Source organism: Shewanella kaireitica, from assembly GCF_023284045.1.
In the GTDB taxonomy this organism is placed as follows: Bacteria; Pseudomonadota; Gammaproteobacteria; order Enterobacterales; family Shewanellaceae; genus Shewanella; species Shewanella kaireitica.
In genome coordinates, this window is record NZ_JAKIKQ010000001.1 from 43368 (window position 1) to 56098 (window position 12731).

The 12731-nt window shown below is 43.4% G+C and carries 11 protein-coding genes; 4 read left to right on the top strand and 7 right to left on the bottom strand.

What is annotated here, in order from left to right; translation table 11 throughout:
- Positions 1-89 precede the first annotated feature (89 nt).
- Together L2730_RS00185 and L2730_RS00190 are read right to left on the bottom strand one after the other, a co-directional pair.
- On the bottom strand, positions 90-1067 hold the full coding sequence (locus tag L2730_RS00185) for a linear amide C-N hydrolase (RefSeq protein WP_248972737.1): 978 nt from the start codon (positions 1065-1067) through the stop codon (positions 90-92).
- Positions 1068-1461: 394 nt separating this feature from the next.
- Positions 1462-2184, bottom strand: a complete 723-nt coding sequence (locus tag L2730_RS00190; RefSeq protein ID WP_248972738.1) for a hypothetical protein — start codon at positions 2182-2184, stop codon at positions 1462-1464.
- Positions 2185-3192: 1008 nt separating this feature from the next.
- Here L2730_RS00190 and L2730_RS00195 point away from each other — a divergent pair.
- The 3 genes from L2730_RS00195 (at position 3193) to ssb (ending at position 5449) form a co-directional block, all read left to right on the top strand.
- Positions 3193-3903: a hypothetical protein gene (locus tag L2730_RS00195; RefSeq protein ID WP_248972739.1), complete on the top strand. Its 711-nt coding sequence runs from the start codon at positions 3193-3195 to the stop codon at positions 3901-3903.
- 134 nt (positions 3904-4037) lie between these two features.
- A complete protein-coding gene (locus L2730_RS00200; RefSeq protein WP_248972740.1) occupies positions 4038-4415 on the top strand; it encodes a hypothetical protein in 378 nt (125 codons plus the stop codon).
- Between the two features lie 350 nt (positions 4416-4765).
- Entirely contained in the window at positions 4766-5449 is a 684-nt protein-coding gene (ssb, locus tag L2730_RS00205) for a single-stranded DNA-binding protein (protein WP_248972741.1), read from the top strand.
- 97 nt (positions 5450-5546) lie between these two features.
- Here ssb and L2730_RS00210 read toward each other — a convergent pair whose 3' ends face one another.
- The gene (locus L2730_RS00210; RefSeq protein ID WP_248972742.1) at positions 5547-6287 is read right to left on the bottom strand and encodes a substrate-binding periplasmic protein; all 741 of its coding nucleotides are present in this window, start codon (positions 6285-6287) and stop codon (positions 5547-5549) included.
- A 519-nt stretch (positions 6288-6806) separates the two neighbouring features.
- Between L2730_RS00210 and L2730_RS00215 the strand changes: the two genes are divergently transcribed.
- On the top strand, positions 6807-7241 hold the full coding sequence (locus L2730_RS00215; protein WP_248972743.1) for a hypothetical protein: 435 nt from the start codon (positions 6807-6809) through the stop codon (positions 7239-7241).
- A gap of 36 nt (positions 7242-7277) precedes the next feature.
- Here L2730_RS00215 and L2730_RS00220 read toward each other — a convergent pair whose 3' ends face one another.
- From L2730_RS00220 to L2730_RS00235, 4 genes are all read right to left on the bottom strand, one after another.
- Positions 7278-8309, bottom strand: a complete 1032-nt coding sequence (locus tag L2730_RS00220) for an aldose epimerase family protein (RefSeq protein ID WP_248972744.1) — start codon at positions 8307-8309, stop codon at positions 7278-7280.
- Between the two features lie 419 nt (positions 8310-8728).
- Positions 8729-9886: a galactokinase gene (galK, locus tag L2730_RS00225; RefSeq protein ID WP_248972745.1), complete on the bottom strand. Its 1158-nt coding sequence runs from the start codon at positions 9884-9886 to the stop codon at positions 8729-8731.
- Between the two features lie 268 nt (positions 9887-10154).
- A complete protein-coding gene (locus tag L2730_RS00230; RefSeq protein WP_248972746.1) occupies positions 10155-11186 on the bottom strand; it encodes a UDP-glucose--hexose-1-phosphate uridylyltransferase in 1032 nt (343 codons plus the stop codon).
- Between the two features lie 59 nt (positions 11187-11245).
- A complete protein-coding gene (locus L2730_RS00235) occupies positions 11246-12670 on the bottom strand; it encodes a solute:sodium symporter family transporter (protein WP_248972747.1) in 1425 nt (474 codons plus the stop codon).
- Positions 12671-12731: the final 61 nt, after the last annotated feature.

Below are 12731 nucleotides of genomic sequence, written 5' to 3' on the forward strand. Positions count from 1 at the left end.
ACGCTTATAGATGATGGGTTGTCTCAGCTTGGTATAAATGTAAAGGGCACTTATTTGAGTGCCCTTTGAGTTTAAGCTGAGTCTTAGCTTTACTTCGCTTGTGGGTGTGCGCCAAGTACAACACGTTTAGCTTGGGTTGCGTCAAACATGTCAAAGCTATAGTGCTCAACAGTCCAAGTGTCGTAGCGGTCAAGGTTCCACTCTTTTGCATCGCGGTCTGTGTGAATCGTCCATAGTGTTGGGAAAACATCATTCACATAAGGGTCGATTTGGTCGTAGCCTGCGAATACAGTTGCTGCAACCGCTTTGATAGAAGCTTTTGCTTTGGTGTTATCGGTCACATCACGAGCATACATATCTTCGACAATCGTTTTTGCACGTAGGCGACGGTCATAGGCACGTACTGTTGAACCAGCTTCTGCTTTTTCAGCATCAAGCACTAGGTGTACGCTAAACTCTGGGTCGTTACTCATGTATGCAGAGCCATCTTCAGTGTAGGCTTTCATTTCGCCATCAATAAACTCAACTACTGCTGTGTTGCCTTGTGCATCTGCAAACTGGTAGTGCACAGGTGGGTATAAACATTCGCCTTCATGGTTAGGTAGGTCACACACTTTGGTCGGCAGTACATCGACGTTTTTCAGTGCGTTAATCACGTCTGATACAGTGTCAAAGTTATCAACAGCCCAGCTTGGAACATTAGCGGCATCGACGTTTTTAACCTTTGCTCTATCTGCAGCAAACTGGGTGCCAGCAGCAGTACCTAAGTAGAGGATACGTGCTTCAAGCCCTTGTTCATTCATGGCTTCAGCTACGATACCTGGCTTGAATGATTCAATTTTCATTGCAGCAAACTTGGAGTCAGTTTGCACGCCGTCAGTGGCGCTGTAAGTATTAGTCATGCCTGCACCTGTGCCGACGACTACTGCGTCGTCATGTCCAAACCAATCCATTGTGCGAACGGTTAGATGAGCATCGCCATTGTTATAAACGGCGGTGGTACATGCTTGAGCGATACCGATAGCAGCTGTTGCAGCAATAGCGATGACAAGTAGTGATTTTTTCATGGTGTTACCTCGATGTGTTGGTTAGTGCCTCGTTGGCTTGGGTGAATTATTGCAAAAGCTGTAATTCAGGTCGATTAGGCACCTTTAAGCCTGGCTGTTAGGTTGTTGGCGATTTAAGGAAGTTATGCTGCAGAGTAAGAAGGGAAAAGGAGCAATTGATAGAAGAAGCGACAGGTAAGTTGATGACGAACCTAGTCAAGACAATGAGCTACCAACTCGGCAGGAGCTTAATAACTAGGAGAGGGAAGATTACAAAAGTTAAATGTAGTTATGATCATTAATGGTGCGGTTACAGTCGCAGAACGGTAAAGGATAGAGTTGGCGGTATAACCAAGCTAAGCATTAGATCTCTTAGCTTGGTTAAGAATTGAAGCGGCTGAGTAATAAAACTTGATTAAAAAATCCAAGCGTAGCGCAGCTTGATAGTAGACTCAGTACCAGGCACGTAACCTGCAATAGGTGCATTTTCACCGACGTAACGGGAACGCATACCTGAAGCGCGATTATTGACCATAAAATATTCGTTCACTAACATGAGTTTGTGACGTTTACTTTCGGTCAGATCAAAAGTCGCTCCTAATTCCAACTTTAGGGTGGAGCCCATCGTATCTGATCTCCAATATGCATACTGAGGGTGAAATGACAGGCTGAGGCGATCATGCAATTTATAATCTAGCTTTACGTTGAGCTGTGCCCCATGGTCATTGAAGTTGCTACCGTCTGCCAACTTACTATCGAGTGTGGCTAGAGTTGGGTTGATGCGAAAGCATAAATCACCGCTGCAATTCTTATAGGCAACACCAGCTGCAAGTATGCTTGGTCCTACTCCTTGCCAATCGCCTTTAATGATGTCGAGTGACAAGCCAAAATTTTCGTTCCAATATCCATAAGCCCAATTTCTAGCGACCGTGATATTGCCATGACGATTGAATTTGGCTGCGGTGGTGTTATGCCAGTTTAACCCTGCAAAGTCGATTCCTATGCCTTGGACAATGGTTTCTATTTGCTGTACATCTTTTTTTGAGCTTGCCTGCACGGTTCTAGCTTGCTCTAGTCCGACTATACCGACCCAAGCTGATTTTGCATGGGCGGTATACGTGACTGTAGTGAGCAACAACGAACTGCACAGTATTAATTGTCTCGATATTGACTTTCTACGCAATAGCTTTATACACATTATCTTTAATCTATATAAGGAATAATTTGCAGATGGTGCAGTGGTTTTTATTAAAATGCTTGTTAACACCTTTAAGTTACTCTTTAAACTCAGCTGTATATTTATATGGCCATTTTAATGAAGGCTCGTAAGTTGAATTGCATTTTTACTGGTGGGTTATTACTGGAGTATTGATGTATGTGTTTTCCGAATGGTAACTACCTAACAAGTTAATCTGTTTACTTATAAGATGAGTGGGTAACGAATTGTTTGTTTGCTTAGAACCACTCCCACCATTTTAATCTTGAGTAGTCAGTATGATAAATACCTCATTATTAAAATTCTGATCGTCAAATTTTTCGTTATCCTCTTTTGCTCCCACTAGTTTCAATGTTTTGGCTGACGGCGTTGCTAGTTGGGGGCGCCTACTTGATTAACCTCTTCGTAAATGCGTCGATTTAAGATACTTGTAGGGAACAAAACTGTTTGTAGCAATTATAAGTCTATCAAGACCTCACTCTATTGAATGACCTTTCTATTGTATTAGCTGAACCCATTTTTATTTAAACTTTTCACTTTTTAAAAAATCAAACTGTAATGGTCGGTATTATAAGTGGACTAATAAAATATCAATTTAATATTTATTGAGCCGATCAATTGAATCCCTTCATCATGAAATGAACAACGGTAGCCGCTTTAATAAAAATTAATCTCACCAGCTACTGTATTATTCGTACTTATTAAAATTTTACCAATGACTGCGCTGCAATTTTATTCACCTCATAGCTGATACAAACTGAACCTGAGCTGATCAACTGTAGATTCAATTCTTTAGACGTATTCGTTTTCAATATAGTAACTAACTCAATGGATTTGGTTTTCGACGGGATAATAGCCCCACTTAGCGACAACGCGGAATGTTTCGCACTGCTAATTAACTTAAAAATTAACTCCATGAGGATGAACACTATGAAAAAGTCAGCCATTGTTATAGCAACACTAATCGCACTTTCTGCAGGTACAGCAAGCGCAAATACTGAAGTCTTAAATGGCTTCACTGGTAAAATTGAAGCGGAATTTACCACTCAAGATAAGAATGCAAACGTTGAAACCCAACTCGGTTACGATTTCAACTTCGGCGCAGTATCGGTTATCCCGTTCTTTGCCGCTGAAACAGCTTACTCTGGTGAGCGTAATCTAGAAGATGGTAAACGTGAAGGTTTTGATAATGGCGGCCTAGGTGGCGGTATCAAGATTCAAACCAACTTCGACAACTTTTATGCCTATGTTGAAGGCCGTGCGATGCGTAGAGACCGCATTAAATTAAGCATTGCCGATGACGCCGGTTTACCCATTCTGCCAGACCCAATCGCTAAAGAAACAACTTTAGCTAACGCTACAGTCAAAGAGTACCGCGCTGAAATTGGTACAGGCTACAAATTCGATAACGGTCTAAGTGCTGGTATCGAAGCCTCTTTCACTCAAGACCGATTCGAAGGTCTTAAAGATGAGAAGCGTGAAGTATACGCAGTTGCTGGTTACCAAGTGTCTGACAACTTCAACCTCTATGTTAAAGCTGGCCAAGCCGATACCGGTGAGCCAAAACCTGAGTTGGCGAAAAAATCAAATAACGATGAGTGGGAAACTAAAACGGTTATCGGCCTAACTTACAAGTTCTAAGCTGAGCTATCCCCTCAATAAAAGATGCCTAACGAGTTTGAGTTAGGCATCTAGTATTTAGCGTAACCTATCTAATACAAGGTGTTTCTTGAGAATAGCTTGTATGGAAACTGCTTATAAGGAGCCTAGTTGCAATGGCTAAATTTGATTCTTGTAACAAACTATTTAACTTAAAGCTGCCGATGCTTTTACCCGAATTGCCGCTTCTCAAAAAGCGAAAGTCTAAGCTGGCTAATTTTCTATCGATAGCCGCTCCTTCAGCAATGCTGGGTTTCATTCTTATCAATGATGCTAATGCCGCTCCGGTTTGTGGAAGTGCTGATTTTGAATGTAAAGCAGCTTATGCCGCTGAGGTTGAACGCGAACTCGATGAGCGTTTAGCGCTTTATAATAAGCAACAACAGCTACAACTTGAGAAACAACAGGTACAGCGCGAGCATATGAAACAGGCTCACAACCTTTGCCTTGAAGATCCGTTAACGCCAAAAGATGAAAGGGACTGCGAGCGTTGATAATGTTATTGCTGTGGATAAATTTAAAGCCTGAGTGTAGCCATTCAGGTTTTTTGTTGTCTAGTAGACTCCAATGAGTCCCCTATTCATTGCTACATTACTTGTGAAATATTGTTGACCATCTGCTGTTTTACTATTTATCTCTTACTAACTAGCGAATCTCCTGTTTTGTACGCTAATCTCTTTAAAAATCGCCAGTTAGTGCTGACTGAGATCATTAACCAACAGAACTGCACTCGCGATTAATCCGGCTTATTTAAAAGTTGCTGAGCTTTTCGATTTGAGAGTAGCCTAAGCTGTGTTACGCTCTGTCGATTAGTAAAAATTTTAAAATTTAGCAGGAGATTTCAATGGCCAGTCGTGGTGTCAATAAAGTAATTTTGGTGGGTAACTTAGGACAAGATCCTGAAGTTCGTTATATGCCGAACGGCAATGCCGTAGCCAACATTACCGTGGCGACAAGTGAGTCTTGGAAAGATCAAAGTGGTCAAAAACAAGAGCGCACTGAATGGCACCGCGTAGTGATGTTTGGCAAGCTTGCTGAAATCACTGGTGAGTACCTGCGCAAAGGCTCTCAAGTTTATCTAGAAGGTAAATTGCAAACGCGTAAGTGGAAAGATCAAAGTGGTCAAGATCGTTACAGCACTGAAGTTGTTGTCGATCAAGGCGGTCAAATGCAGATGTTGGGTGGGCGTGGTCAAGGTCAAGGTGCTCCTGCTCAAGGTGGTTATCAGCAACCACAGCAGCAAGCTCCTCAACAGGGTGGTTATGCGCCTAAGCCTCAGCAGTCAGCACCTCAGCAAGGTGGTTATGCACCTAAGCCTCAAGCGGCTCCAGCACAAGGTGGTTACCAGCAACCACAACAGCAACAAGCTGCACCGGCACAAGGTGGCTACCAAGCACCACAACAGGGCGGGTATGCTCCTAAGCCACAAGCAGCTCCAGCCGCTCCACAGCAGCGTCCAGCTCCTCAGCCACAGCAGAATGTGACGCCTGATTTGGATGATGGGTGGGACGACGATATCCCATTTTAGCAAACGGTTGATTTAAGCTGTAAAGCTAATGCTCAATTCGATAAGAACCCAGCCTAAGTGCTGGGTTTTTTGTTAAGTCATGCAGTAACGTCGAGTTTTACCAAGGCTCGATATGATACTTATCTAAAATGGCTTGGTATTGACCGGACTCTTTGATGTTCTGTATTCCTTCTGCAAATTTACTTGCATAGTTCTGCTCAAGATCTTTATGGCTAAAACCGACAAAAAGCGGAGTTGAAATCCCCTCACTACCAGCAAATTTTATGTCGTCGTAATAATCAAATTTCTTCGCTGTATATTCAATGACATAACGATTGCCAATTAAGATGTCTACACGATCTTTCTGCAGCAGGTTTAGGTTTGTTTTTAGTGGTGTTTCACCAGAAGCGCGAAAGCTAGTTGGGCTTTTAGCTAAGAGGGAGTTAAGTTTATCGCCATAGTCATAGCCTAAAATGCTGGCAATAGTTTTGTTATTCAGCTCCACCAATGATGAGTATTGCCAATGACTAGTAGAATGCACATAAAAGTCATTCGCATACTGGCCTAATATCAAATCAGAATCTTGCAAACTGGCCTTGCCAATATGCTCAGGAGAAACGGCCAATACTGCATGAATTCTATCTGCTTGGGCTAATCTCAATGCTCTCTGGAATGGTATAGTTTCGAATTTTGTACTGACACCAACTGAAGCAAAAGCTTGTTGAGTTAGCTCTACAAAGTAGCCGGAATTGTCTGCACAGACGTAAGGGCACCAAATATCAGATGCAATGACTATCTGTTCAGTTTCAGACTGAGCTTGGAAGCTCAAACATAAAAGGACAAGTAACTTAAGTTTCAAAATAGTTTGGCGAGCACTAAATGTCTGATGGTGAGTTTGGTAGTGTAACAAATATGGGCTAAAAAATCGCTTTTTTACATCGCTTCAGCGGGTGACCGTGCAGAGTGAAGTACTGTCGATCAGCAGGTAGATTGAGCTATTTCAGAGACTGACATCGTTTCGTCATATTAATTAAACACCATGTCTCTAGTCTTAGTATTATTGTTACACCTGAGTCCAAAATTCAACCTACTGATAAATGGCTGTTTGTTGCGCTTATTTGGCATTATTACAATTTATTCTCTAATAAAAACTTGAATAACGACGGCTTTGAACTAAATTCGATATTAGTGTAATTGAGTTGAAAAAAATTAGCTCAATTCATATGAATTATATGAACTTGGTCATTGATATTGACTCAAAAACTGTAAGAATATGGTCGAAAACCCAAGCTAAAATGATTGGGGAAACCGAAGTAAATGAGCGTTCATTTACTTTATATTGATTAGTATGTGTTGATTTTTAAGGGTATTAGCATATATGTATAACACGTCTAAAAAATCTGTTTGGTACGGAGAGCTTAGAACCTCTCGTGGAAATACCGTAATCATTTACGATAAGCAGTTCCCTGAAGCCTCTGCGGGTAGAGTTTATTTCTATAATACTACTCGAGATGCCATTATTGAGTATGCTGAAGAGATCGTTAGGCCTAATTTGCATGAGCTTACCGGTGCTGAGTTAGCCACCGCTGAGACAAACTACAGTGTTGCATGGGAACTGGCTCGAGAAGCGTTTATGGAGAAGCACTCGGGTTGGGTTGAGGCTAATAATCCAAAGGCCGTAAATGTGGCTAAAAAGCCTAAGCCAGAGCCTGAGCCAATTATGGAAACTGAAGACGAATCTGAGCTTGAGGTTGAAGCTGCAGATGATGATGACTTTAATCGTGGCTGGTCGAGTGACGACTTAGATGACTAAATTGGTAGTGAAAAAAACAGCGCTTAGGCGCTGTTTTTATGCTTCATTATCAAATTGATAACGACTTATATGGTGATAAAGAGCGCCTGGTTTGACTAATGCATCTCCGGCAAATGTTGGCTGATTCGGCGCGTCAGGTACCTGCTGGGGCTCAAGACAGACTGCTTGATATTGACACAAAGATTGCTGACCTTTACCGATTGTACCTTGCAAATGATTGGCACCGTAGACCTGTACGCTTGGTTGATTGGTATACAGTGTCATACCCCGTCCACTTTTAGCTGAACTTAAGCGACCAAATCGTTGCAGTTGCTGGTCGCTCTGCGGCATGACATAGCAGTGATCAATCCCTGATGTTGGGACGAATTCTTCTGCACCAATCAGTGACTGCATCAGCGTTGGCTGTCGCATATCAAGTGCACTATTCTCAGTTAAGCTTAAGGCGGTTGGTACGCCGACTTCATTCATTGAAAGATACTGTGTTGAGTCAATTTGTAGGGCGTGTTGTAAGCTTGAGTCACTACCATCAAGATTGAAGTAACTATGTTGAGTCAGGCTGATGGGACAGGTTTTATCTGTGCTTGCGAGTATTTCAATATAGAGATTATTGCCGGCTAATCGGTAATCAAGTTGCACAGTACATTTCCCCGGAAAACCCATGTCACCATCGGGACTCACTAAGCTTAAGCGCACACCGTCTGGTAATTGACCTAAATTCCAATGCTGGCGATTAAAGCCGTCCTTACCGCCATGGAGACAATTACTCGCCTGGTTGATGCTTAATTGATGGCTTTTTCCATCGGCGGTGAATCTGCCGTTGGCTATTCGGTTAGCAAAGCGTCCAGCAATGGCTCCTAAGTGGGCATCTTGCGCTAAATAGTCACTGGCACTATCACAGCCTAATACGATATTGGCCCGTTCACCATCTCTATCTGGTGTCCAAAGAGAGCGGATAATGCCGCCTAAGCTGAGCACTTCTATTGCTATGGTGCCATTATCTACTATCACCCGTTCAATTTGACCACCACGGGGATCGTTCCAAGGGTCTTGCGGGCGAAAACGTACCATGGTTTGTCCTTGTCATTAGCAAAACACTACAGTGTACTATTCTGGCGTTAACTTTTTGATTTAGCGAGATGAATACGTATTCTAATGTACATATACCCATCCCACTTGAAAATGCTCGTTTCAGAGGTGTTGTGCTAGTTCAATTCTAGGCGCGTTAACGTGGAAATGGCTATTCCCTTTTAAGTTGCCACAACAACGAAGTGGGCTTGCACAACACCTTCTTCGATGGGCGTTTCTTATATAAAAAGCATGGGCTTTACTCTGTGTTATTGATTTTACCAAGGGAGCGACCATTAGCTGCAATCAATGCCTCGCCTACATGGATGTAGGTGCTTAGGTTCAGCATGGAGCAATGAAGCTGTGACTAAAGCCCATTAAACTCCCACTGAATCCTGCATTTTCAGGTCGGATGGGTATAATTAGCTATCTATCCTTTTCGCCCCGTCAGAGGCTGAGCATAAATAAATTGAAGCTTCTATACCCGTTTTTTGCTGATACTGTTGTTCTACGGCTTCTACCACTGCATCGGTAAATTCATGATCAACCAGTGCAACCACACAGCCGCCAAACCCGCCGCCAGTCATTCTTACACCGCCTTTATCACCAATAACATCAGAGATAATATTGACCAGATAATCAATCTCAGGGACGGTAATTTCAAAATCATCACGCATTGATAGATGGGACTCAGCCATCAAGCTACTCAATTGAGTGATATTGCCTGATTCTAGTGCCCAGGCCGCATTCTGAGTACGCCGATTTTCAGTAATGACATGCTTAGCACGTCGGTAGCAAACGTCACTCAACTCATTTTTTGCAGCTTCTAAAGCATTAAGCTCCAGATGGCGCAGAGAATCTAACTGAAAATGCTCCGCCACTTGTTCACATTGCTCACGTCTTAAGTTGTATTCAGACTCCACCAAACCGCGCTTAACATTTGAGTTGATAATAATCAGGCTCAAATTATCAGGAATACTAACCGCTTCGCTATCCAGATCTAGACAGTCTATCAAAAGTGCATGATCTTGCTGTCCCAAGGCACTGATCATCTGATCCATAATGCCACAGGCGCAGCCTACGAATTGGTTTTCGCCACGCTGTGCGAGTTGTGCAATGGCTAACGGTGACAGTTTAATTTGGCTGGCATCATTGACCGCAGTACCAAAAGCAATCTCAAGTGCCGCAGAAGAGGAGAGGCCTGCGCCTAGCGGCACATTACTGACTATGGCTAAATCAATACCTTTGGGTGATAGACCTGCGGTAGCCATTGCAGAGCTAAAGCCTTTAAGGTAATCAGCCCATTCTGGATCTTGCGGTGTTTGGCCTTCTTGACCAAAGGTCCACGCTTTCATTTCGCCAGGAAAGGCGTCAGACACGGCACGAAATTGGGAGTCATCACGACGTTTAATAGCAATAATAGTATTAAAATTTATCGCCGCTGGCAGCACAAAACCATCGTTATAATCAGTATGTTCGCCGATTAAATTGACTCTTCCTGGTGCAAAATAGAGTGCATCAGCTTGGGTGCCGAAGGTTTGGACAAAGAGTTTATTGGCGCGTTGAACTGGATTGGACATGGTTTGCTGTGTTCCGTAAGTAGGCCATTGTAATTAAAACGAAATCTGCTTATTTTTTGCAACCGTTTACACTAGGGCGTGGTTAAACGTTGTAGTCGACGATGATATTTTTTGGTCCCGAATTTACGACTTTACTTAAGCGTAAAGTCGCTTATCAATGAAAGTGGGTAAGCTATTTAGCTTGCTACTCTGTCCCTGAGTCAAAAATATTTACTTACACTTCATTAGCTTTATATCACGACTTTACATCATGTGTAACTGAGTTTTTCTATTGATTTTGGTAATGCACTTCAGACTGAGCCCGCAGCAGATGTGCAGCTTGTTCCGCTGTGAGGTCTCGCTGACTTTCAGCCAGCATCTCATAACCAACCATAAACTTCTTCACATCGGCGCTACGCAGTAGTGGTGGATAGACGTGTCCATGCAGTTGCCATTCTGGGTGTTCGCTACCATCAAATGGTGCGCCATGCCATCCCATAGAGTAGGGGAAGCTGGTATTAAATAGATTGTCGTATCTCGTCATAAGTGACTTCATTATGCTGGCTAAAGAGGTATGCTGGTCTGCCGTGAGCTTATCCAAGTGTGCTACCGCAAAGCGCGGTAAAATTAACGTTTCAAATGGCCAAGCTGCCCACCATGGCACCACAACAAGCCAATCATCATTGCTGACGACGACTCGCTCTGTATTGGTGAGCTCTTTATTTGTATAATCAAGTAGCATGTTTTCTTGATTCTTTTTAAAGTAGTTAAGCTGGGTACGAGACTCTGTAACGGCTTCGTTAGGTAGCTCACTCACCGCCCATATTTGCCCATGGGGGTGGGGGTTTGAGCAGCCCATAGCGGCACCTTTATTCTCAAACACCTGAACCCAGGGGTATTGCTCTCCAAGTTCAGCAACCTCTTTGCCAAGTCTGGCGAATACGGCGGTAAGCTGTGCAATAGAAAGCTTTGGCAAGGTTTGGCTATGATCGGCAGAAAAACAGATAACCCGACTGGTTCCCGTTACGGATTGTAGCGCAAAGAGAGGGTCGTTTTTCTGAGCTGGCGGCGTATCTGCAGTTAGCGCTGCAAAGTCGTTAGTGAACACAAAGGGCTCTGTGTAGCTTGGGTTTTTTTCGCCACTAATTCGACGATTGCCTGGGCACAGATAACACTCAGGATCGTAATTAAGACTTGCGACTTCAGCCGTTGCTTCACGTTGTCCTTGCCAAGGACGTTTTGCTCGGTGAGGCGAGACCAGCAGCCATTGTTCGGTTAGCGGGTTGAAACGTCGGTGAGGGTGGTCGTCACGATCAAACATCTATCAATAATCCTTTATGATGAGCAGTTAAAGGGCTGCTTTATGCAACCCCTTTGAGTTTAAGTATTAGCGGTGAGCGGCGCGATATCTTGCTGCGCTGCGAATACAAATCGACTGAGGAACAAAGTGACCAAGATAGTTGCCGCCAGGGTAATCGCCATCATGTGAATAAAGTGGAAAGGACTCCAGACAAAAGTAAATACGGCGTATACTAAGACCCCAAATACTAGACCAACCTTAATCGCATTAGCGCTGACATTTTTAAATGCCAGTGCGCAGATAAAAGCTGCTAATACCGGCATAGAGTATAGGCCATTAAGCTGTTGTAGCAACGAGATGATACTTTTTGATTCCGCGAATACAGGCACTAATGCAACTGAAATTAGTGTAAATATCAGTGCAACCCGAGTGCCTATTTTTTTCACATTGGCATTTGGGTTGATATAGTTTTGGTGGATGTCACAGGTGTATAGCGCTGCTGCTGAGTTTAGGCATGAGTTAAATGAGCTTAATACTGCGCCAGCCATAACCGCCGCAAATGCGCCTGACATCCAAGTTGGCAATATATCGCCGACCAGTCTGCCATAGGCAACGTCACCCACATCACCATATAGTTTGTAAGCGACAAGCCCTGGCAGAACCACAATAATAGGGATAATAAGCTTCATCACTACCGCAGCATACAAACCTTTTTGTGCTTCTTTAACTGACTTAGCGGCAAGGGCGCGTTGGGTGATCACCATGTTGGTGCCCCAGTAAAATACTTGAATGAAAATCATCCCGGTAAGCAAGGTATGCCAAGGGATATCTGATTGGTCGTTACCAACTAAGGTTAGCCTTTCAATCGGTATACCAGATAGATCCCAGTTGACGGCATTAAGTGCAAGATAAGATACCACCACACCCATCACCAACAAGCCGATACCATTTAGGCTGTCCGATATTGCGATGGCTCTCAATCCGCCAAAAATAGCGTATATGGCACCAACAATGGCAAAGATAATCGCTAACGCGGTAACTGAAATAGACAGACCAAACATCGATTTCATAAACAGTGAACCAGTGTATAGCACTACTGGCAGCAAGATGAACGCATAACCGAGCATAAACAGCACTGAGACCATGGCGCGGATCCCTTTGTCATTATATTTGCGCTCAAGCAGTTCAGTGGTAGTGGTACAGTTATATTTGTAATAGATGGGGATTAACCATTTAGCGAGAATAATGAGGCCGACAGCAGCGGCTATTTCCCACCAAGCGACTAGAAGAGTTTGCGCACCGTTCATCCCCACAATCTGCTCGGCACTGATGTTGGTCATCATCAATGAGCCTGCGACAACGATCCAGCTTAAGCCGCCTCCTGCAAGAAAGTAATCTTTACTGTCACTGCTATCTCTGACTATTTTTCGGCACTTGAGGTAGGTGATCAGGCCGACGAGTGCTGTTAAGCCAAAAAATATGACCAGCTGAATAACTTGTTCCATGTTTATCCTTTATTATTTTTCTAATGCCATATTAATAGCTAATTTTAGGCGTGGTTACTTC